Annotated in this window: 26 protein-coding genes; 19 read left to right on the forward strand and 7 right to left on the reverse strand. The window is 63.8% G+C overall.

Annotation, left to right across the window (positions count from 1 at the left end; all coding sequences use genetic code 11):
• Positions 1-161: 161 nt before the first annotated feature.
• Positions 162-617 carry a hypothetical protein gene (locus ACFFP0_RS02990; protein ID WP_377255938.1) on the forward strand — a complete coding sequence of 152 codons (456 nt, stop codon included), beginning with the start codon at positions 162-164 and terminating at the stop codon, positions 615-617.
• A gap of 70 nt (positions 618-687) precedes the next feature.
• Here ACFFP0_RS02990 and mnmC2 read toward each other — a convergent pair whose 3' ends face one another.
• Positions 688-1,446, reverse strand: coding sequence for a tRNA (5-methylaminomethyl-2-thiouridine)(34)-methyltransferase MnmC2 (gene mnmC2, locus ACFFP0_RS02995; protein ID WP_377255941.1), 759 nt, complete (start codon positions 1,444-1,446; stop codon positions 688-690).
• On the opposite strand from mnmC2, the gene ACFFP0_RS03000 reads away from it, so the two are divergent.
• From ACFFP0_RS03000 to ACFFP0_RS03070, 15 genes are all read left to right on the forward strand, one after another.
• Positions 1,445-2,680 (forward strand): NAD(P)/FAD-dependent oxidoreductase, encoded by a 1,236-nt coding sequence (locus ACFFP0_RS03000; protein WP_377255945.1) that lies wholly within the window; start codon positions 1,445-1,447, stop codon positions 2,678-2,680. The genes mnmC2 and ACFFP0_RS03000 overlap by 2 nt on opposite strands.
• Before the next feature lie 123 nt (positions 2,681-2,803).
• Positions 2,804-3,511 (forward strand): DUF1045 domain-containing protein, encoded by a 708-nt coding sequence (locus tag ACFFP0_RS03005; protein ID WP_377255947.1) that lies wholly within the window; start codon positions 2,804-2,806, stop codon positions 3,509-3,511.
• 74 nt (positions 3,512-3,585) lie between these two features.
• Positions 3,586-4,443, forward strand: a complete 858-nt coding sequence (locus ACFFP0_RS03010) for an AraC family transcriptional regulator (protein ID WP_377255950.1) — start codon at positions 3,586-3,588, stop codon at positions 4,441-4,443.
• A 114-nt stretch (positions 4,444-4,557) separates the two neighbouring features.
• Positions 4,558-5,265 (forward strand): AzlC family ABC transporter permease, encoded by a 708-nt coding sequence (locus ACFFP0_RS03015; RefSeq protein WP_377255953.1) that lies wholly within the window; start codon positions 4,558-4,560, stop codon positions 5,263-5,265.
• On the forward strand, positions 5,262-5,564 hold the full coding sequence (locus tag ACFFP0_RS03020) for a branched-chain amino acid transport AzlD family protein (RefSeq protein ID WP_377255957.1): 303 nt from the start codon (positions 5,262-5,264) through the stop codon (positions 5,562-5,564). Before ACFFP0_RS03015 ends, ACFFP0_RS03020 begins: the two co-directional genes overlap by 4 nt.
• A gap of 73 nt (positions 5,565-5,637) precedes the next feature.
• The gene (puuE, locus tag ACFFP0_RS03025; protein ID WP_377255960.1) at positions 5,638-6,564 is read left to right on the forward strand and encodes an allantoinase PuuE; all 927 of its coding nucleotides are present in this window, start codon (positions 5,638-5,640) and stop codon (positions 6,562-6,564) included.
• On the forward strand, positions 6,561-7,058 hold the full coding sequence (gene uraD, locus ACFFP0_RS03030) for a 2-oxo-4-hydroxy-4-carboxy-5-ureidoimidazoline decarboxylase (RefSeq protein ID WP_377255963.1): 498 nt from the start codon (positions 6,561-6,563) through the stop codon (positions 7,056-7,058). The genes puuE and uraD overlap by 4 nt, the downstream gene beginning before the upstream one ends.
• Positions 7,059-8,081, forward strand: a complete 1,023-nt coding sequence (gene alc, locus ACFFP0_RS03035; RefSeq protein ID WP_377255966.1) for an allantoicase — start codon at positions 7,059-7,061, stop codon at positions 8,079-8,081.
• An 83-nt stretch (positions 8,082-8,164) separates the two neighbouring features.
• Positions 8,165-8,527, forward strand: coding sequence for a HepT-like ribonuclease domain-containing protein (locus ACFFP0_RS03040; protein WP_377255969.1), 363 nt, complete (start codon positions 8,165-8,167; stop codon positions 8,525-8,527).
• Between the two features lie 12 nt (positions 8,528-8,539).
• Entirely contained in the window at positions 8,540-9,040 is a 501-nt protein-coding gene (locus tag ACFFP0_RS03045; protein ID WP_377255972.1) for an ureidoglycolate lyase, read from the forward strand.
• The gene (gene uraH, locus ACFFP0_RS03050) at positions 9,037-9,393 is read left to right on the forward strand and encodes a hydroxyisourate hydrolase (RefSeq protein ID WP_377255975.1); all 357 of its coding nucleotides are present in this window, start codon (positions 9,037-9,039) and stop codon (positions 9,391-9,393) included. Before ACFFP0_RS03045 ends, uraH begins: the two co-directional genes overlap by 4 nt.
• Positions 9,393-10,142, forward strand: a complete 750-nt coding sequence (locus tag ACFFP0_RS03055; RefSeq protein ID WP_377255978.1) for a metallophosphoesterase family protein — start codon at positions 9,393-9,395, stop codon at positions 10,140-10,142. Before uraH ends, ACFFP0_RS03055 begins: the two co-directional genes overlap by 1 nt.
• An 80-nt stretch (positions 10,143-10,222) precedes the next feature.
• Positions 10,223-10,474 (forward strand): type II toxin-antitoxin system Phd/YefM family antitoxin, encoded by a 252-nt coding sequence (locus tag ACFFP0_RS03060; protein WP_377255983.1) that lies wholly within the window; start codon positions 10,223-10,225, stop codon positions 10,472-10,474.
• Between the two features lie 5 nt (positions 10,475-10,479).
• Positions 10,480-10,746 carry a Txe/YoeB family addiction module toxin gene (locus ACFFP0_RS03065; protein WP_377255986.1) on the forward strand — a complete coding sequence of 89 codons (267 nt, stop codon included), beginning with the start codon at positions 10,480-10,482 and terminating at the stop codon, positions 10,744-10,746.
• Between the two features lie 72 nt (positions 10,747-10,818).
• Positions 10,819-11,574, forward strand: coding sequence for a hypothetical protein (locus ACFFP0_RS03070; protein WP_377255989.1), 756 nt, complete (start codon positions 10,819-10,821; stop codon positions 11,572-11,574).
• A 21-nt stretch (positions 11,575-11,595) separates the two neighbouring features.
• Here the strand turns inward: ACFFP0_RS03070 and ACFFP0_RS03075 are convergent, their stop codons facing one another.
• From ACFFP0_RS03075 to puuD, 3 genes are all read right to left on the reverse strand, one after another.
• The gene (locus ACFFP0_RS03075) at positions 11,596-12,741 is read right to left on the reverse strand and encodes an alpha-hydroxy acid oxidase (protein WP_377255992.1); all 1,146 of its coding nucleotides are present in this window, start codon (positions 12,739-12,741) and stop codon (positions 11,596-11,598) included.
• A 206-nt stretch (positions 12,742-12,947) separates the two neighbouring features.
• Positions 12,948-14,255 carry a guanine deaminase gene (gene guaD, locus ACFFP0_RS03080; protein WP_377255996.1) on the reverse strand — a complete coding sequence of 436 codons (1,308 nt, stop codon included), beginning with the start codon at positions 14,253-14,255 and terminating at the stop codon, positions 12,948-12,950.
• On the reverse strand, positions 14,252-15,478 hold the full coding sequence (gene puuD / locus ACFFP0_RS03085; protein WP_377255998.1) for a urate hydroxylase PuuD: 1,227 nt from the start codon (positions 15,476-15,478) through the stop codon (positions 14,252-14,254). Before puuD ends, guaD begins: the two co-directional genes overlap by 4 nt.
• Positions 15,479-15,806: 328 nt before the next feature.
• Between puuD and ACFFP0_RS03090 the strand changes: the two genes are divergently transcribed.
• A complete protein-coding gene (locus ACFFP0_RS03090) occupies positions 15,807-16,166 on the forward strand; it encodes a hypothetical protein (RefSeq protein WP_377256001.1) in 360 nt (119 codons plus the stop codon).
• Between the two features lie 62 nt (positions 16,167-16,228).
• Here ACFFP0_RS03090 and ACFFP0_RS03095 read toward each other — a convergent pair whose 3' ends face one another.
• Positions 16,229-17,125 carry a LysR substrate-binding domain-containing protein gene (locus ACFFP0_RS03095; RefSeq protein WP_377256004.1) on the reverse strand — a complete coding sequence of 299 codons (897 nt, stop codon included), beginning with the start codon at positions 17,123-17,125 and terminating at the stop codon, positions 16,229-16,231.
• Positions 17,126-17,242: 117 nt separating this feature from the next.
• Between ACFFP0_RS03095 and ACFFP0_RS03100 the strand changes: the two genes are divergently transcribed.
• Positions 17,243-17,476, forward strand: coding sequence for a hypothetical protein (locus tag ACFFP0_RS03100; RefSeq protein WP_377256007.1), 234 nt, complete (start codon positions 17,243-17,245; stop codon positions 17,474-17,476).
• Between the two features lie 9 nt (positions 17,477-17,485).
• On the opposite strand, the gene ACFFP0_RS03105 is transcribed toward ACFFP0_RS03100, so the two are convergent.
• A complete protein-coding gene (locus ACFFP0_RS03105; RefSeq protein WP_377256010.1) occupies positions 17,486-18,412 on the reverse strand; it encodes a LysR substrate-binding domain-containing protein in 927 nt (308 codons plus the stop codon).
• 318 nt (positions 18,413-18,730) lie between these two features.
• Entirely contained in the window at positions 18,731-19,570 is an 840-nt protein-coding gene (xdhC, locus tag ACFFP0_RS03110; RefSeq protein WP_377256013.1) for a xanthine dehydrogenase accessory protein XdhC, read from the reverse strand.
• A 173-nt stretch (positions 19,571-19,743) separates the two neighbouring features.
• On the opposite strand from xdhC, the gene ACFFP0_RS03115 reads away from it, so the two are divergent.
• Complete coding sequence (locus tag ACFFP0_RS03115; protein ID WP_377256016.1) at positions 19,744-20,658, forward strand: DMT family transporter; 915 nt, start codon at positions 19,744-19,746, stop codon at positions 20,656-20,658.
• The last annotated feature ends 194 nt before the right edge of the window (positions 20,659-20,852 follow it).

Here is a 20,852-nt window from a genome sequence, read left to right on the forward strand (position 1 = left end):
GAATTCGGCAGCAGAACATTATTTTACTTTAACATGACCGGCCTCACGGGGAGGCGTAGATGTGGCGGAGGCTGAACGCTGCCGGCGGCAATCGCCGCGACGCGACAGCGCGAGACAGCCTCCGGGAAGCCCTTGCTTCCAATCTTTGGAGGAGAAGCGCCATGCGCCGATTCATCAAGACAACCACTCTATCCGCTCTTCTGCTCTCGATCGTGGCCGGCGGAGCCCTTGCCGCCTCGGGCGCGGCCAGCGATTCCACGTCGGGAGACTATTACGAAGGGATCGATCCGCATGCCACGTCACCGGCTCCCGCTCCGATGATGATGCCGTCCGCCGTTTCCGCGCCGTCCGGCATTCATAGGGTCGTGGCCGAAGGGCCGAGGCTCAGGCATGTGCTTGCGGAATTGCGCACCGACGATCGCAGGATCGGTGCCGACCGGCGCGAAGGCAAGATGACCGCGACGGCGTCGAATTCGGTCAGGCGCGAGGAAGCGGATATTCGCGCGCAGGCGATTGCGGTCGCCGACCGGCATGACGGGGTCATACCCAACCGGAACTATCACCGGATCGTGCAGGAAATGCACAAGCTGAACCAGGATATCGTCCGGCTGAGTTGACGCGGCCTGCTTGGGACCGGCGTCGAGACCGTCATTTAAAGGGGGCCGCCTCGACGCCGGTCATGTCCGCTCAGCCGGATTTTTGGTCCGGTTTCATTCCGCACAGCATTTCGCGTTTTCCCGCAAAGCCCACGCGGCGTTCGACGGCGAAACCGGCCGCCGTCAGGTTGCGGCGCACGAAGCCCGCGGCGGCATAGGTACCGAACGTGCCGCCCGGCGCGGTCTTTTCGTAGAGCGCCTGCATCAGCTCCGGCGACCACATGTCCGGATTGCGCGAGGGCGCGAAACCGTCGAGGAACCAGGCGTCGAAACCGGGCTCGGCTGCCATGACGCTTTCCAGCGCCGGCCCGCAGGCCACCGTCAGGCGTGTCCGGGCATCCATCCGGAGCTCCACCCTGCCTGCGGGTTCGTCCGGCCAGGCGGCGACGAGCGCCTTGCGTTCCGCATCGATTTCCGGCCAGCGGGAGAGCGCCCGGTCGATCTCCGTCCGCTTCATCGGATAGAGTTCGAACGACATGAAGTGCAGTCCGGCGCCGGTCGTGCGGGAAAGCTTCCACTGCCGCCAGGTCTCGCAGAAGTTCAGCCCGGTGCCGAAGCCGAGTTCGCCGATCCTGAAGTCTCCAGCCGGTGATGCCGGCCGTGTCCAGCGATCCGGCAGGCCGTTGCCGGCGAGGAAGGTGTGGCCGCATTCCAGCCGCCCATCGGTGCGGCAATAAAAATGATCGCCAAATTCCCTGGAATACGGCATATCGCCTTCGTGCCAGTCCAGGGTCCGGGAAACCGGCGTCTGGCCGGGGCTTGGAATAATTTCGGGGTCACGGTCGCTCATGGGACATGCGGATAATCCTGCCGGCTGCGGCGGTCAATCGTCGGGTCTCGCGCCGCCGGATCTGGCCGCGCCGGATTTCATGGCGCGGGATCTTCCCGCCTCCGTCGATCTCGTCATCCTCGGCGGCGGTATCATGGGGTTGTGGGCGGCGGTGAAGGCCGAGCAGCTCGGCATCGGGACGCTGCTCGTGGATGCGGGCCGGCTGGCGCAAGGGGCGAGCGGCGGGCTGCTCGGCGCGTTGATGCCGCATATGCCGGACAGGTGGAACGACAAGAAGCAGTTCCAGTTCGATGCGCTGCTCTCCCTCGAAGACGAGATCGCCGGGCTGGAGGCCGCAACCGGCGTCGGCTGCGGCTACCGGCGGTCGGGGCGATTGATCCCGCTGCCGAAACCGCACCTGAGGACGATCGCGCTTCGCCATTCGCAGGATGCGGAGGCTTGCTGGCACCAGCGAGGACGCCGCTTTCACTGGCGGGTGCTCGACCGCCCGCCTCTGGCGGGCTGGCCGGACGCATCCTTCTGCAATGCGGGTCTCGTCCACGACACGTTCGCGGCCCGCGTCTCGCCGCGCGGGCTGACATCGGCGCTCGCCGCATTCCTGCGATCCGCCCGGCATGTGCGGGTCATCGAAGGCATGGAGGCCGAGCGGATCGAGCCGAAGGCGGGCAGGGTGGTTTTCCGGGGCGGCGAGAGCGTGGCTTTCGGCCATTGCATCGTTGCGGCCGGGCACCGGTCCTTTCCGCTTGTCGAAGCGGTTTCGCCGCCATTGCCGCGTCCGGTCGGCCAGCCGGTCAAGGGACAGGCCGCCCTTTTGAAGGCCGAGGCCGATCCCGCCCTGCCGGTCGTCTTCCTGAACGGTCTTTATGTCGTTGCCCATGAGGGCGGCCAGGTCGCGGTCGGCAGCACCAGCGAGGATGTCTTCGACGACCCGTCCTCGACAGACGACCGTCTCGAAGACCTTGTCATCCGCGCCCGTGAACTCGTGCCGGCGCTGAGGGCCGCGCCTGTTGTCGAACGCTGGGCGGGACTTCGCCCCAAGGCGATCGATCGCGATCCCATGGTCGGGCCGCACCCGGATCACGCGCGTTTGATTGCTCTCACAGGTGGTTTCAAGGTGAGCTTCGGCCTTGCCCATGAACTGGCCGCAGCGGCGCTCAACGCTGTGATTTCTCGGGAAATACGGCTTCCTGCGTCATTTACGCTCGAAAATCATCTTGCTGTCGCTTCGCGTTAAACGCGAAGTTCCACCGGTCCCGTCGTCAATCTGTCACGCAAATCACTTAACCCCCTGCCTGAGAGGGATTGTTGAGCATTGCGTAAAGCACGGGGCAAGGAAGGAAGCACGAGAAGGTGACGCATGCGCTATGCCATTCATTTCACGCCCCCGGCTCATGATCCGCTGACGCTTGCCGCGGCCCAGTGGCTCGGCCGCAATGCCTTTTCCGGCGAGGCCATGGAGCCGCCGGCGATCCGCGGCATCGGCCTCCACGACATCGCTTTCAACACGGCGCTGCCCCGGCGCGAGGGTTTCCACGCGACGCTGAAGGCACCGTTCCGCCTGGCGCCCGACATCACCGAATCGATGCTGCTGCGGCACCTGATGCGGTTTGCCGGCGCTCACGACCCGTTCGAACTGCCGAGGCTCGAAGTGGTTCGTCTCGGCAATTTCTTCGGTCTGGCGCCGGTGATCCCCTGCGAGACGATGCGCTTCCTCGCGGCGTCCGTGGTGCAGGAGTTCGACGTCTTTCGCGCGCCCCTGACCGAGGCCGAGCTGGAACGCAACGATCCCGGCGATCTTTCCGCGCCGCAATTCGCCAACCTGCATCGCTGGGGTCATCCCTACGTGATGGATGAGTTCCGTTTCCACATGACGCTGACGGGGCCGTTGTCGGCTTTCGACATGCCGCATTTCGAACTGGCGCTGCGCGATCATTTCGAGCCTTATCTGAAGCGGCTTGTCGAGGTCGCCAATCTGGCTCTCTTCGTGGAGGAGGAGCCGGGGGCTCCGTTCCTGGTGCATTCCCTGCATCCGATGGGCCGGGTGGCGGCGCGGAAGATCGCCTGACGCGCGCCGTCTGAGGGCGGGCCGGTGTCACTTTTGTTCAAGAAGCGGCGGCGGAAAACTGCTATATCCGCGCGATGGACAGCATTTCGCAGGAACAGGCCGCAGACCACATGCCGCTGGCGGACGCGGAGACCACCCGCTTCTGGCGGGATGGTCGCTTCGGCGGCATGGAGTGCCTGAGTGCGACCTTCCTGACCCACGAATTCGCTCCGCACGCGCATGATACGTTCAGTATCGGCGCCATCGAGAAGGGGGTCCAGGTCGCGACCATCCGCGGCACGCGGGAGGCGTCGGGGCCGGGCGATCTCTATCTCATCAACCCCGGCGAGATCCATGACGGCGCTCCGAGGGGAGGCGGTTATCGCTACCGGATGATCTATCCGGACCTGTCGCTTTTCCGCGAAATCCTGGAAGACGTTACCGGAAAGCCGGTTCAGGGCACGCCGGCATTCGGCAGGCAGATTCTCCACGATCAGGCGCTCGCCGATGCCTTCCACGAGGCGCACCGTACGCTGGAAGAAGGGAACGGCGCATTGGAGACCGGGCAGGCCATGTTCCTGGTGCTGGACGCCATGTTCCGGCGGCACGGCAGCTCGATCGTCGTGCCGACCGACACGGCCGAACGCTCCGCGATCCACAGGGTCCGCGATTATCTGGTCGAACGCTTCGCATCCGATGTCGGCCTGCCGGAACTGGCCGCCGTGGCCGGACTGAGCCGTGCCCACATGATCCGCGCCTTCCGCAAGGAATTCCACATCACGCCGCATTCCTTCCTCACCCACATCCGTATCCGCGAGGCACGCAGGCGCCTGCGGGAAGGCGGCCAGCCGGCGGAGATCGCGCTCGAATGCGGCTTTGCCGACCAGGCGCATTTCACCCGCCATTTCAAGGCGCGCACGGGGCTGACGCCGGGGCAGTACCGCGTCCGTTGAATTGTGTCTCCAGGCGGCGATATGCTCGCTCGATCCGCTGGCAGGCGTCACTTTCGTTCAAGACGGTCCAGCCGCGCCGCTCTATCACCTCCGCTCCAACCGGAGGTCTTTGATGTGCGTGAGAATAACGGATTGCGGGATTTCCTTGGCGGCGCGCGGGCGATCGCTCCGCTCATCGCCGCGGTGATCCCGATCGGCCTCGTCTTCGGCGCCGTGGCGGCCACGAAGGGCCTGACCCCTGCCGAGGCGGGGTTGATGAGCGCGCTCGTCTTTGCTGGCGGGTCGCAATTCGTGGCCATGGACATCTGGAGCCATCCCGCTTCATGGGCGGGCGTCGGCTTCGCGGCGCTGCTCGTCAATATCCGCCATGTGCTGATGAGTGCGTCGCTCGGAACAAAGATGCAGGCCTTCTCCTCGCGTTCCCGCTATCTCTCCATGCTCTTCCTTGCCGATGAGATCTGGGCGATGGCGGAATTCCGCGCCGATGCGTCAAGGCTCACGCCGGCCTGGTTCGCCGGGCTTGCCGTACCCTTCTACCTCGCCTGGATTCTGTCGGGCGTCGCGGGGGCTGCGCTCGGCGCCTTCCTCGGCGATCCGGCGACGCTCGGGCTGGATTTCGCCTTCCCCGCGGTTTTCATCGTGCTGGCGATGGGGTTCTGGAAAGGGCCGGAGACCGGCGCCGTCCTGCTCGCAAGCGGTGCCGCCGCCGTCCTTGCCCGGCATTTCGTGCCGGGCGTCTGGTACATCGCGGCAGGCGCCGTGGCGGGCCTTCTCGCGGCCTTCGCCGGCGGTGCCCGCCACGATGTGGAGGTCGCGCCGTGACTGTCGATCTCGCGACCCTCCTCGCCATCCTTGCCATGGCGGCGGCCACGATCCTCACGCGTGTCGGCGGTCTTTTCCTGATCCGCTACGTCTCGCTGGAGGGCGGCCGGCGCAAGGCGATCGAATCGATTCCGCCCGCGGTTCTGATAGCGGTCGTCGCGCCGACCGCATTTGCCACCGGCCTTGCCGAGGCGATCGCCTGCGCGGTGACTGCTTTTGCGGCACTTCGCCTGCCGATGCTCGTTTCCGTGGCACTCGGCGTCGCCTCCGTCGCGGTTCTCCGGGCACTCGGCATCTGAACGACGTTTCGGTCTCGACATCCGCGGAAAGGGTGCGCTACCGTCCCGGCGTCAGACGTCCGGGGTGAATTTGATGCAGGCAAAAGACTATCCGCGCGACCTTGTCGGCTACGGCCGCAATATTCCCGATCCGAAATGGCCGGGCGGCGCCCATGTCGCGGTCCAGTTCGTGATCAACTACGAAGAGGGCGGGGAAAGTTCGATCCTCGACGGCGACCCCGCCTCGGAATCGCTGTTGTCGGAAATCGTCGGCGCGGCGCCCTGGCCGGGCCAGCGCAACCTCAACATGGAATCGATCTACGAATACGGCTCGCGCGCCGGTTTCTGGCGGTTGTGGCGCTTGTTCACCGAACTGAAGGTGCAGGCGACCGTCTACGGCGTGACGCTTGCCATGGCCCGCAACCCGGAAGCGGTCGCGGCCATGAGGGAAGCTGGCTGGGAGATCGCCAGCCACGGTTATCGCTGGCTGGAATACAAGGATTTCCCCGAGGCCAGGGAGCGGGAGCATATCCGGGAGGCGGTGCGGCTGCATACCGAGCTTGCAGGCGAGCGGCCCTACGGCATGTACCAGGGCAAGCCCTCCGGCAATACGTTGCGTCTCGTCATGGAGGAGGGAGGTTTCCTCTATTCCTCCGACAGCTACGCGGACGACCTTCCTTACTGGGTGCCGGGGCTTGAAGGGAAACCCTTCCTGATCATCCCCTATACGCTCGAGACCAACGACATGCGGTTCGCGACGCCCCAGGGGTTCAACGCGGGCGACCAGTTCTTCAATTACCTCAAGGACGCTTTCGACGTGCTCTACCGGGAGGGCCGCGAAGGCAGCCCGAAGATGATGTCGGTCGGCCTCCATTGCCGTCTCGTGGGGCGGCCGGGCCGCGCGGCGGCGCTGCGCCGTTTCATCGAATACGTGCTCTCCCACGACAAGGTCTGGGTGCCGCGCCGCATCGAGATCGCCAACCACTGGCACGAGCATCACATGCCGGCAGGTGACCTTTGACCGCGCGGGCCGATTTCATCGAAAAGTTCGGCGGAGTGTTCGAGCATTCGCCGTTCATCGCCGAGCGAGGTTATGACGCGGGCCTGATGCTCGTGCCGCTCACCGCGAAGGGCGTGCATGCCGCGTTCGTCTCGATCTTCCGCAAGGCGAGCCGCGAGGAACGGCTCGGCGTGCTGCGCGCCCATCCGGATCTTGCCGGGCGGCTGGCGATCGCCGGCGCGCTCACCGAGGACAGCAAAAAAGAACAGGCCGGCGCCGGCCTCGACCGTCTGAGCCCGCAGGAGCATGCCCGCTTCACCGAGCTCAACGCCGCCTATACGGAAAAATTCGGTTTTCCCTTCATCATCGCCGTGAAGGGGCTTAACAAGGACGATATCCTCGCCGCTTTCGAACAGCGCATCGACAACAGCGTCGAGGAGGAGTTCGCGACCGCCGCCGCTCAGGTCGAGCGTATCGCGCTCCTGCGCCTGCAATCCCTGCTTCCGGAGACTTGAATGACCGAGACGACCGACAACAACCTGCCATCCTTCGCGATCGGCGCGATCAATCTCGCTTCCGCACGTCTCGGTGCGAAAGGCCTTTACGCCACGGACGAATTCTTCGCGCCGCTGGAACGCATGCTCAACGACGTGCCGGCAAGCTTCGATCCGGACCTCTACGACGACAACGGAAAGTACATGGACGGCTGGGAAAGCCGTCGCAAGCGGGTGCCGGGCCATGACTTCGCCATCGTGAAACTCGCCATGCCGGGCCGTATCTTCGGTTTCGATGTCGATACCAGCTATTTCACCGGCAACTATCCGCCGCATTCCTCGATCGAGGCTGCATTCGTGGAGGATGGCGATCCGACCGACGCCACGGTCTGGATCGAGATTCTCGGCAAGTCGCCGCTCGGCCCGAGCGCGCATCATTTCTTCGAGAATGCGGACAAGGACAGGATCTGGACGCATCTGAGGCTGCATATCTATCCGGATGGCGGCATCGCGCGTTTGCGGGTCTACGGTTCCGCGCATTTCGACTGGAGCAAGGTCGGTCCGGCCGAGGAGATCGATCTGGCCTATATCTTCCACGGGGCCAAGGCGCTTGCATGGTCGGACGCCCACTACGGCCATCCGGACAAGATGCTGGGGCCGGGGCGCGGCATCAACATGGGCGACGGCTGGGAGACCAAGCGCCGCCGCGGACCGGGCCATGACTGGGCGGTGATCCGCCTCGGCCACCCCGGCACGATCGGGCGCGTCGTCGTGGACACGCATTTCTTCAAGGGCAATTTCCCGGATACGTGCGAGCTTCTCGGCGCCTTCCTGCCCGAACTCGGCGATACGCTGACGGAAGCGGAGATTGCCGCATCCGAAAACTGGAAGCCGATCCTGCCGCGCCAGAAGCTGCAGATGGATCGCATCCATGAATACGGTGCCGGCGCGGTTGCAGATATCGGCCCGGTCACCCATGTGCGTTACGCCATGCATCCCGACGGCGGCACGATGCGGCTGAGGCTCCATGGAACCAAGGCGTGAGTTCTTTCCTCGATACGCTGCCTCGCCTATATTGACGGCATCGGGAGTGATGCCGTCATGAGACTGTCGGAAGCCAGAGCCATATGAGTGCGGATCGCCTTGGGGAATATCTCGACCGGATGCGGTCTGCCGCCCGCCAGGCCTGCGAATTCGTGGCTGATATGGATCAGGAGGCGTTTCTCTCCGACGTCCGCACGCAGATGGCTGTCGGGATGGCGTTGATCCTGATCGGGGAAAGCGCCTCGAAGATCATGCTCCATCATCCGGATTTTCCCGTCGACCACCCGGATATCCCGTGGTCGAAGATGACGGGGATGCGCAGTTTCGTTGATCATGACTATTTCGAACTGGAGATTGCCGTCGTCTTCGATACGGTGAAGCTTTCCCTTCCGGCGCTGATCGACCAGCTCGATTCCCTCCGTAACTGGCGTGCGCAGGGTGAATAACGGAGGAATGGCGTGAGCGAGCATCTGGAAATCCTGCCCCTGACCAAGGCCGCCTTCGCCCCGTTCGGCGATGTGATCGAGGCCGATCCTTCGACGAGGCGGCTCATCAACGGCGGAACGACGGAGCGCTATCATGCGCTGGCAAAGCCGGTCGTGATCGGCGAGACCGCTCCGCTGATCTTCAATATCTTCCGTGGCCAGCCGAGGCAGTTTCCCTATGCCGTCGCGATGATGGAGAGACATCCTTTCGCGAGCCAGAGCTTCACGCCTCTCTCGGGGCGGCCGTTCCTGCTCGCGGTTGCCGATGACGAGGGCGGGCGGCCCGGCAGGCCCAGGGTTTTCCTCGCCTCGCCGCAGCAGGGCGTCAACTATTTTCCCAATGTCTGGCATCATCCGCTGATGGCGCTTGGCGCCGTCAGCGACTTCCTTGTGGTGGACCGGGAGAATCCGCCGGAAAACTACGAGGAATTCTTCTTCGACACCCCCTATATCGTCTCGGAGCCCAGCCTATGACCGGCCTCACCACCCATGTGCTCGATACCGCAAGCGGAACGCCTGCCGAAGGGTTGAGGATCGATCTCTACCGCCTCGACGGCGGGGCGCGCGAGAAGCTGAAGTCGGTTGCGACCAACAGCGACGGCCGGGTCGATGGCGGGCCCATCCTGATCGGCGATGCGTTTGCGGCGGGGGAATACGAACTCGTCTTCCATGCCGGCGATTATCTTCGTTCACGCGGTGTGAAGCTTGCGGAACCCGCCTTCCTCGACGTGATCCCGATCCGCTTCGGCATTTCGGACACGGCGGCGCATTATCACGTTCCGCTGCTTCTCTCGCCTTATGGTTACTCGACCTACAGGGGGAGCTGATGCGCTTTGCCGCGATCGCCGACGTTCATGGAAACTGCGCGGCATTGCAGGCGGTGCTGGAGGATATCGCCGCTCTCGGCATCCGGAACATCGTCAATCTCGGCGATTGCCTGAGCGGCCCGCTGGAAGCGGGACGGACCGCCGATCTGATGCTGCTCCTCGACATGAATGCCACCGTGACGGTTCGGGGCAATCATGACCGCTATCTCGTCGAAACGCCTCCCGGGGCGCTGGCGCCTTCCGATTCCCATGCCTATTCACAGCTTTCGCAAAGGCATTTCGACTGGCTGCGCCGTCTGCCCTTCAGCGCCGTCTACCGAGGGGAGGTGTTCCTGTGCCATGCGACGCCCCAGGACGACGGCGTCTACTGGCTCGAGAAGGTATCGAACGACGGCGCTCCCTTCCTCAGACCGGCGGCGGAGATCGAAGCGATGGCGCAGGGCATCGACCAGCCTCTCATTCTGTGCGGTCACAGCCATGTCGCCCGGGCGGTCCAGCTCTCGGATGGCCGCTTGATCGTCAATCCGGGCAGTGTCGGCTGCCCGGCCTATGACGACGACAAGCCGTTCTTCCACAAGGTGGAGACCGGCCACAGCATGGCCTCCTATGCAATTCTGGAAAAGACGGCCGCCGGCTGGGTGCCCGAGTTCCGCAACGTCCTCTACGACCATATGGCGATGTCGCGGCTGGCGGCTGAAAATGGCCGCCCCGACTGGGCCATGGCGCTGGCCACGGGGCGGGTGGAATAGAATGGCCGTATATTGATCCGGATGAAGACTTGTACTATTTATTGTACATGTCCCAGTCGGAGGCGCCGATGCGCACAATCATGTTTTCCCAGGCCCGCCAGGAGCTTGCAAGCCTTCTCGATGAGGTTTCGAATGATCGAGTGCCGGTAGAGATCGTGCGCCGCGACAAGCCTTCGGCCATCTTGATCGACAAGGATGAATATGAGGGCATGCTGGAGACGCTTCATCTGATGTCGACCCCCGCCAACGCAATGCGTCTGATGGAAGCGCTCGCCGATGCGAAAGCCGGAAAGGGTCTTGTTTATCACGATCTGATCGATCCTGAAGAATAAGACGAATGTTGCTGGCATGGCAGGCCCATGGGTGGGCTGATTATCTGTACTGGCAAGAACATGACCGAAAGATGCTCGTCCGGATCAACGAGCTTCTGCGAGATGCCATGCGCCATCCGTTTGAAGGCCTGGGGAAGCCGGAGCCTTTGCGTGGTCAGATGAAAGGAGCCTGGTCACGCCGGATTTCCCAGGAACATAGGCTCGTTTATTATGTAGAAGGCCAGGGAGACCGGCAGTTGCTCACGATCCTCCAATGCCGTTTCCACTACTGAGCCGGCACGTCTGAAACCTTTCGGCAATCCTTGGCCGGGATACTTCTCTCCGATTCGACAGGAGAGATTCTGATGGCCCAATCGCGCGGAAAATCCGGTTCAAGGCGCAAAGGCGGCAAGCGCCCGTCGTCGGGCGGTTCCAGTTCATCGCTCTGGCCATGGCTGGCGGCCCTCGTGGTGATCGGTGGCGGCGTGGCGCTTTATGAGAACTCGGCGGCAGCCCGCCGCTTCGTCGCGGGCCTGAAGGCCGAAAGGCCCGCGCATGTCGCGGCAAAAACCGTGTCCGTTCCGGAAAAGCCGGTGCCGCCCAAATCTGTTGCCGCGATCTCCCACCGGCCGGTGACGCTGCGGCCGCAGACGCCGCCGGACGAAAGCCATACGGCGGCGATCATCCCGCCGGCGCCGATCGGCAAGCCGGTCCTGGACAACGCTCCCAGGGCCGCGGACGCGCCGAAGGCGGATGAGGGGCTTGCCGGCGCCTATCAGGCGAAATTCTATCTCTGCGGATCGGCAAAGCAGGACGATTGCGTCGTCTCCGCCGACCGCTTCGTCTTCCACGGCCAGAAGATCCGGCTCGTCGGCATCGAGGTGCCGGATATCAAGAAACCGGCCTGCGAGGCGGAGCGGATCAAGGCGAGCGATGCGGAACTCAGGGTGCGCGCCTTCCTCGATTCGGGACCGTTCGAGCTGGTCACCTGGCAGGGCAACGATGCGGAAGTCGAGGGCCACAAGCTGAGGCAGGTGACACGCAACGGCATGTCGCTTTCCGACATTCTCGTCCGCGAAGGGCTTGCCCGCAAGCCGGGGGTCAAGGGCGGCTGGTGCTGAGCCGCCTCGCCGGAGCCTCGTTCAGAACGGCAGGTTCGCCAGGATATTGCGGTCGACCGTCTGGATGTCCCGTTTGCCGCAAAGCGCCATCGTGACGTCCATCTCCTTGCGGATGATTTCGAGTGCGGTCGTCACGCCGGGCTTGCCCATCGCGCCGAGGCCGTAGAGGAACGGGCGGCCGATATAGGTGCCGCGCGCGCCGAGCGCGACGGCCTTGAGGACATCCTGGCCGGACCGGATGCCGCCGTCGAAATGGACTTCGATCCGGTCGCCGACCGCGTCGACGATCCTGGGCAGCATGCTGATCGAGGAGGGGGCGCCGTCGAGCTGGCGGCCGCCGTGGTTGGAGACGATGATCGCATCCGCGCCGGTATCGGCGGCGGCGCGGGCGTCTTCCTCGTCGAGAATGCCCTTGATGATCAGCTTGCCGCCCCAGAGGTCCTTGATCCAGCGGACGTCGTCCCAGGACAGGCGGGGGTCGAATTGCTCCGCCGTCCAGGCGCCGAGCGAGGAGAGATCGGAAACGTTGCTTGCATGGCCGACGATATTGCCGAAACCGCGGCGTTTCGTGCCGAGCATTTCCAGGCACCAGCGCGGGCGGGTGGCGAGCTGCAGCGCCGTGTTCAGCGACGGCTTCGGCGGGGCGGCGAGGCCGTTTCTCAGGTCCTTGTGGCGCTGGCCGAGGATCTGCAGGTCGGCGGTGACGACGAGCGCCGAGCACCTGGCCGCCTTGGCGCGGCCGATCAGCCGCTCGATGAAGCCGCGGTCCTTCATCACGTAAAGCTGGAACCAGAAGGGCCTGGACGTCACCGAGGCGACGTCCTCGATCGAGCAGATGCTCATGGTGGAGAGCGTGAAGGGTACGCCGAATTCCTCGGCGGCCCTGGCGGCCAGCATCTCGCCGTCGGCGTGCTGCATGCCGGTCATGCCGGTCGGGGCGAGCGCCACGGGCATCGCCGCCTTTTCGCCGATCATCGTCGTTTCCAGCGAGCGGTTGGTCATGTCGACCAGGACGCGCTGACGCAGCTTGATCTTCGCAAAATCCTCCTCGTTGGCCCTGTAGGTCCCTTCGGTCCATGCGCCGCTATCGGCATAGTCGAAGAACATTTTCGGCACACGACGGCGGGCAAGGATTTTCAGGTCTGCGATGGTCAGCGGCTTGGACATTGTCTGCATCTTCCTCCGGAACGTTCCGGAGAACTATCACATCCGAAGCGCATCGCCAGAGGAAACATCCGCCCGCAACGGGGTTTTTGGGAAAGCGCGCCGGCCTTGCGGCTGTTCGTTTCACAGGCGCGCGGAGGAGTGTCCCGGCAGCCATCGGTTTCCTCAATGCGAAGGGTGCCGGATGGAGAACGCCGTCATTGCCTTCGTCAAAGACTGCTCTTCATCTCCTTTCCCGCCACATAGGTCTCCACCACCGCGCGGTCGTCGCCCATGGTTTGCAGCAGGAACAGTTCCTCGGGCAGCGTCTTCACCGTCTCCATGCGCAGCTTCATCGCCGGCGTGGATGCGGCGTTCAGCACCACGAGGTCGGCATGGGTGCCGGGTTCGAGCGTGCCGATATCATCCGCCATCGAAAGGGCCTCGGCATTGCCGCGGGTCATCAGGTAGAAGCTTTCGAGCGGGTTGAGGCGCTCGCCGAGCAATTGCTGGATCTTGTAGGCCTCGTCCATCGTCCGCAGCATCGAATAGCTGGAGCCGCCGCCGATATCGGTGGCGACAGCGACGCGCACCGGCTTTTCCCGCCGCGTCAGCGCCTTCATCGGGAAGAGGCCGGAACCCAGGAACAGGTTCGAGGTCGGGCAATGCACCGCCACCGCGCCCGTTTCCGAAAGGGCGTCCGCCTCGCGCTCGGAGAGATGGATGGCGTGGCCGAGCAGCGTCTTCCTTCCGAGCAGGCCGTAGCGGGCGTAGATGTCCGTATAGTCGGTCGCCTCCGGATAGAGTTCGCAGGTGTAGCGGATCTCCTCGTGGTTTTCGGAAAGATGGGTCTGGATGAAGAGGTCCGGAAATTCCTCCGCCAGCGCCTGCGCGGCCTTCATCTGGGCCGGCGTGGAGGTGATCGCGAAGCGCGGGGTGATGGCGACGTGGCAGCGCGCCTTGCCGTGCCAGTCGGCGATCACCTGGCGGGTTTCGTCATAACCCATCTCCGGCGTGTCGAGCAGGCCCTGGGGCGCGTTGCGGTCCATCATCACCTTGCCGCCGACCATGCACATGCCGCGCTTCAGGGCCTCGGCGAAATAGGCGTCGGCCGAGGTCTTGTGGACGGAGCAATAGGCGACCGCCGTCGTCGTGCCGTGGCGCAGCAGCTCATCGTAGAAATGCGTGGCGATGCGGGCTGCGTGGTCTGTTTCGACGAAGCGGCATTCCTCCGGGAAGGTGTAGGTGTTCAGCCATTCGAGCAGGTTGGCCGCGTAGGACGCGACCACCTGCATCTGCGGGAAATGCAGGTGCATGTCGATGAAGCCCGGCAGGATGAGATGCGGCCGGTGGTCGATTTCCTCCACGTCCTGCGAAGCCTTGGCCTTCACCGCCGCATAATCGCCCGTGGCGGCGATCCTGCCGTCCGTGACCAGCAGGGCGCCGTCATGTTCGTAGGCGTAGCTTTCGGTATCGGTCAGGGAAAGCGGCGCCCGCCTGAAGGAGAGCAGCCGCCCGCGGATGAGTTTCTCGGTCATTCGGTTATCGCGCTTTCATACCAGGCCGTGAGGAGCCGGCGTTCTTCCGGCGAGATGTCGGTGACGTTGCCGGGCGGCATGGCATGGCTCCGGCCCGCCTGGATATAGATTTCCCGGGCATGGGCGGCAATCTCCCGGTCGGTTTCCAGCTTCATGGATTTCGGCGTGAAATTCACGCCTTCCCAGACCGGCTCGGCCGCATGGCACATGGAGCAGCGGGCGAGGATCACGTCGCGGGCCGCGCCGAAATGGGCATTCGAAGCGAATTTCTGCTCGCGCGGCGTCATCGAGGTCTCCTCGTTGCCGGTCAGGACCTTCGGCACGGTGGAGAGCCAGATGATGGCGATGAACAGCAGCACGGTCGCCAGCCAGGTCCAGGTCGGCCTGCCCTTTCTTGCGTGCGTGGTGTTGAACCAGTGCCGGATCGTCACGCCCATCAGGAAGACCAGCGCCGCGATCGCCCAGTTGAAATGGGTCGCGAATGCCAGCGGATAGTGGTTCGAGAGCATGAAGAAGATGACGGGCAGCGTCAGGTAGTTGTTGTGGAGCGAGCGCTGCTTGGCGATGACGCCGTATTTCGGGTCCGGCGTGCGGCCGGCGATGAGGTCGGCGACGACCACCTTCTGGTTCGGGATGATGATGAAGAAGACGTTGGCCGACATGATCGTCGCCGTGAAGGCGCCGAGATGCAGGAAGGCGGCGCGGCCGGTGAAGACCTGCGTGTAGCCCCAGGCCATGGCGACCAGAACGACGTAGAGGATGACCATCAGTCCCCAGGTGTTCCTGCCGACCGGCGACTTGCAGAGCTGGTCGTAGATGATCCAGCCGACCGCCAGTGAGGCGAGGGAGAGGCCTATCGCCTGCCAGGGGGCAAGATCCATCACGGTGCGGTCGATCAGGAAGAGGTCGGCGCCGCCGTAATAGACGATACAGAGCATCAGGAACCCCGAGAGCCAGGTGAAATAGCTCTCGTATTTGAACCAGGTCAGGTGCTCGGGCATCTGGGCCGGCGCCACCAGGTATTTCTGGATGTGGTAGAAGCCGCCGCCATGCACCTGCCATTCCTCGCCATAGGCGCCCGGCGGCAGGTGCGGGCGCCTGACCAGCCCGAGGTCCAGCGCGATGAAGTAGAAGGACGACCCGATCCAGGCGATCCCCGTGATGACATGGAACCAGCGGGCGGCGAAACTCAGCCACTCCCAGGCGACGGCGTATTCATACATTCAGGTCCCCTCGATTTCTTTTGTCCCCCCGACTCGTCACTCTGCGAAAAAAACCGGCGGGAGGAAAGCGGTTATCGCCTGGAACATTTACGTTTCGCTGCGGAACCCCGCATGACGAATCCGAGTTCTCCACCGCATGACGCCCAGAAACGCACAACGGCCCTCAGAATTTCACAATTGTCGAATGTACTAAATTGTGCATCGCAAAATTTGGGGGTTAGCCGGCTAAGGCGACTCACGTAGTGTGACGGATGCAAGTCAACCGGCAGAGTCCGGGTATTGCGTGAAAAGCTCGCCGGAGATGGCATCATCAACGGAGACTAAGCTCATGCGTGGTATTCTGACAGGTGTGATGATTGCGTTTGTTTCTTGCGTTTACAGTGTGCAGGCCAGCGCCCACGAGGCGCACAGCCCAAGCGGCGTGACCTGGAAATACGACGGTTTCTGTTGCAACGGCGACAATCACACCGGCGACTGCCAGATGATCTCGACGAAAAACGTCAAGATCGTCAATGGCGGTTATGAAATCTCCCTTGCCCCCGGGGATCACAGGCTGGTGACGCGGCCGCATCATTTCCTGCTGAAGCAGAGCCAGGCCCGACGCTCCCAGGATGAGGAATATCACCTCTGCCTCTACCCCACCGAGGATACCTTGCGCTGTTTTTATGCGCCTGACATGAGCTACTAGACACATTGCCGGGTGCCAGCCGGTTTTCCGTCCGGAAAATGTGGCGGACAGAAAACTGACTGCTAGCTGCCGGCCGTCGGCATGGTTTTCAGGAGAAAGTCGCGGAAAGCGCGGATCTTTCGGGAATTCCTGCGAGCCTCCGGATAGACGAGCCAATAATCCGTTCCGTCGTCGCTCAGCAGTTCGAACGGCTGGATCAGGCGACCGAGCGCCACATCGTCGGCGTAGAATTCAGGTTTCAACATGGCGACGCCTTGTCCGGCGATCGCGGCCGCCGCCTCGAAGGCCTGCGCGCCGAACTTGCTGCCGGGACGACCACGCAGATCGACATCCGGCATGCCGGCGGCCGTAAACCAGATCCGCCACCACGGATCGCCCGCATCGATGATCCTCAGCTTCAATATATCCCGCGGCGTTTTCACTCCGCCGATCGTCGCCGCCAGTTCCGGGCTCAGCATCGGCGTGAAATGGCTCTTCATCAGGAAATGCGCCCTCAGGCCGGGCCAGTTGCCCTTGCCGGTGCGGATCGCCAGATCGGCTTCGGTCTTCGCGAAATCGATCATTTCCTGCGAGGTTTCGAGCCTTACCGCAATGCCCGGATTTTCCAGCTGAAACGTGCCGAGGTGGCGGGCGAGCCAGCGCGAGGCGAAGGTTGCCGTGGAGTGGATGATCAGCGTGCCTTCCGACATGTCCTTGAGGTTGGCCAGGGCTTCGCTCATGATCGAAAAGGCTTCCGCGATCCGGGGCGCCAGCCGTTCGCCCGCTTCGGTCAGCGAAACCTGACGTGGCCTTCGCAGGAAAAGCGGCTCGCCGGTCGCATCCTCCAGAAGCCTGATCTGATAGCTCACCGCCGTCTGGGTGAGCCCAAGCTCCTCTCCCGCCCGGGTGAAGCTCATGTGCCGCGCGGCGGATTCGAACACGCGCAGCGCATTGAGCGGAAACTGCCTCGACATCTTCATGGATGAATTCTCTTTATCTATGCAGACGATTGTTTCGTTGGAAAACAAGCATAATCGGGCGCATCTTCCTTTCATAGCCATCAACTGAATGCCGGTAAACCCGGAGGAGAAGCAGCCATGACCCGTGGCATGCCAGCACTTTTGTCGCGCCTGTGGAATTTCAGCCTTCGCTCCGCCGCGGACGAACCCGAGCGTCATCGCCAGCCGTCTCCTCTCGACAGGTCGGAACTGACGGAACAGCAGATGCGCGACATCGGAATGATCGACGGGCGTACGTCGCGTCAGGCCCTGCCGAGGCGGGAACGCCGCCGCGAGCAATGGTGGGGAGTGGAGCCGCCGCCGCGGCTTTGAGCGCAAGCGTCAGGCGGTGGCGACCGATGCGGCGCGTATCGCGGCGGGATCCGCCGACACGGTTTCGACGATCCAGTCGTGAAAAGCCCTGATCTTCGCCGAATTTCGCCGTGCATGCGCATAGGTGAGCCAATAAGTCTTGCCGTCGCCCACGCAAAGATCGAAGGGCTGGACGAGGCGCCCCGACGCCAGCTCGTCCCTGAAGAAGAACGGGCTCAGCATCGCCACGCCATGACCGGAGATCGCGGCCTTCGCCTCCAGATCGAGCGCACCGAGCGCGTTGAGGCTGGTCGGCCTGATCGGCGCGGGGTCGATTCCCGCCGCGTCGAACCAGTCGAGCCAGCAGCTTTCGACTTTGGAAATCCAGGGCAGCTTCAGAAGGTCGGCCGGCTGGTGGATGCCGCCGATGCTTTCCGCCAGCCGGGGCGCCAGCATGGGCGAATAATCGAGCTGCAGGATCGGATGGCAGATCATGCGGTCCTGCGGTTCCGGGGCGATCTGGATGGCGACGTCCGGCGGCGTGCGGTGCTGTTCGGCCGCATCCATCTGCCTGAGGAGGCGAACCGAGATGTGCGGGTGCCGGGCCTGGAAACCGCCGAGGCGCAGCGACAGCCAGTGCGATGCGAAGGTCGGCGGCGAATGGATCTCCAGCGTCTCGTCGATGTCGTGCCGCGTCGATTGCATGGCCTCGCTCAACAGTGCGAAAGCCTCCGCCACCCTGGGCCGCAGCCTCTCCCCGGTTTCGGTGAGCGTCAGGGCGCGGGGCCTGCGGATAAACACCGGGTTGCCGAGATGATCCTCGAGAAGCTTGATCTGATAGCTGACGGCCGTCTGGGTCATGCCGAGTTCCTCCGCGGCACGGGTGAAGTTCTCAAGGCGCGCGACCGCCTCGAAGACCCTGAGTGCATGGAGCGGAAACCGGCGCGACAGCTTCATCGATAAGTTCTCTTGATCGCTGGCCACTGTATTTGAATTGGAATCTTCCGGCAATCGACAGCAATCATTTCCGCAACCGTTCCTTTTGTCCTCTTCGATATGGAGCAGATCATGCTTTCCGCAGGCGCACCTTCCGTGCCCTCGAAACCGGCGACGCATGCCTCGCCGTGGCGATATGTCCGCCGTCTTGTTCATCGCCTCTTCCGGTCCCGCCGGCTCCATGCGCCCGCCCTTCCGGACGGGTTGCGGGGCGATATCGGGATCGGAGACGCCCTGCCGGGAAACCGCTCCGAGGCCTTTTGGGAGGAAAGGCGCCGTTCAGGCGTTCGGCACTGGCCGTTTTGACGGCTTTGCCTGCCGTGCGGGCAGAAGGTTCTGCAGGAGTTCGCCCGCGACGAGCGCGGCGATCACGGCCGGGCGCTTGTCCTTCACGAGCGAGCCGCCGATCGGCAGCACGAGGCGGGAAAGCATCGCCTCGTCGCCGCCTTCGCGCTTCAGCCAGTTCGAGAAGGTGGCGCGCTTGGTGGCCGAGCCGATCATGCCGACATAGGAAAGGTCGTTCCGCGCCAGCGCCTTTTCGGCGATCAGGAAATCCAGCGCATGGTCGTGGGTGAGGATGACCGCCGCGCCGCCGGCGGGAATGGCCTCGACCAGCGCTTCCGGCATCGCGGTCAGATGCCGCGCAACCTCGTCGGGCAGGTCTTCCAGCGCCTCGGTGCGCGTCTCCACGACCGTGACGGCCAAGGGCAGGGGAGCGAGCGCCGCCGCGAGCGCCCGGCCCACATGGCCGGCGCCGAAAAGGTAGACGGCCGGCCGCTCTTCCTGCTCGCCCCTGATGCGCGTTTCGAGTTTTTCCGCAAGCGCCGGCGTCATCGCCGAGAAGGCGAGCCGGGTGCGGCCGCCGCAGCACTGGCCGATCTCCGGACCGAGCGGTATGTCCATCATCGCTTCGCCGCCGCCCGAAAGGATGGCCCGCGCGTTGTCGATCGCCATGAACTCGAACTGCCCGCCGCCGATAGTGCCCCAGATCGCCCGGCTTGCGACCAGCATGAAGGTGCCGGCCTCCCGCGGCGTCGATCCCTTCGCCTGCGTGATCTCCACGAGAACGCAGCGGGGGTTGGCGGCGATGAAGGAGACGAGGGGCAGAGGGTTGTGCATGCCGTCAAATTGCACACCAAACCGATTTTGTTGCAAGGGCCGCGCTGCCGATTGCTCCCGCTGCTTGATTTCGCCCGCGCCGGTCGGTAGAGCCCGGCTATCTCCCCGAAGGCGCAAAGGATGGCCGGGATCTCCGCGTCCCAGCGTCATGCGTTCCCGAACCGAAGGTCTTCATGAAGCCTCGTGATCTCGCCATCTATGTTTTCCTCGCCACCGCCTGGGGATTGTCCTTTCTCGTGGTGCTCAAGGTCGTTGCCGCCTTCGGCTGGGTGGCGGCGGTCTCGATCCGTGCTTTCGTGGCCAGCGCGACGCTTTTGCTGCTTGCCCGCATCACCGGGCGGCGGCTCGATTTCAGCGCCGGCTGGCGGCCCTTCTTCGTCGTGGGCGCCACCACGGTGGCCGGCCAGCTCATGGGCCTTTCCTACGCGACGCCGCTGATCGGCACGGCGATGGCGGCGATCCTGGTCGCGTCCATTCCGCTCTTCTCCATGGTCATCAGCCAGGTCTGGGGGCTGGAGCGGCTGCGTCCCAGCGGATTGCTGGGGTTTGCGCTCGGCGTCACGGGCATCGTCCTGCTGGTCGGTTTTCCGGCGGTCCCCGTCACGACGGAATTCATCCTCGGCTGTGCGGCGGCACTCGCGGCATGTTTCTTCGCGGCGTTCGGCAGCAATTATGCCAGCCACAGGCTCAAGCACACGGGCTCCTGGGAGGTGACGATCGGCTCCTTCCTCTTCGGCGGGCTGATCGCCGCGCCGTTTCTCGTCCTCGTGCCGGTGCCGGGCGTGCCCGGGGCCATCGATATCCTCTACCTGCTGATTGCCGGCTGCGTGATGAGCGCGACGACCTACGTGCTCTATTTCCGCCTCGTCGGGTCGATCGGCGCGACAAAAGCGATCAGCGTCGAGTTCATCGTCACGGTCGTCGCCGTTCTCGTCGGCGCGCTGGTCCTCAAGGAGCCGTTGTCGCCGGTGCAGTTCGCAGGCGCGGGAATCATCATCCTGGGCTGCGCGCTGGTGCTCGGCCTTTTCCCCTGGCAGCGGATCAAGGTCGCCGAAATCCCCGTCCCGCATCGGGACGGGGTGCCGTGAGGCTCAGGCGTCGACACCGGAGGCAGGGGAGAAGCTCAGGACACCGTTCGGCGCCGGACCTTGCAGCACTAGATCGTGGTGACGATTTAGGGAATTGGGATTCCCAAAGTTGAGCAAATCGGATTCAACGTTGATTTTGGAGATCAGCGATGGATTGTGATGCACTTCGAGACGATCAGTGGGAACGGATCAAA

Source organism: Neorhizobium puerariae (assembly GCF_042429745.1).
Classification (GTDB): Bacteria; Pseudomonadota; Alphaproteobacteria; order Rhizobiales; family Rhizobiaceae; genus Neorhizobium; species Neorhizobium puerariae.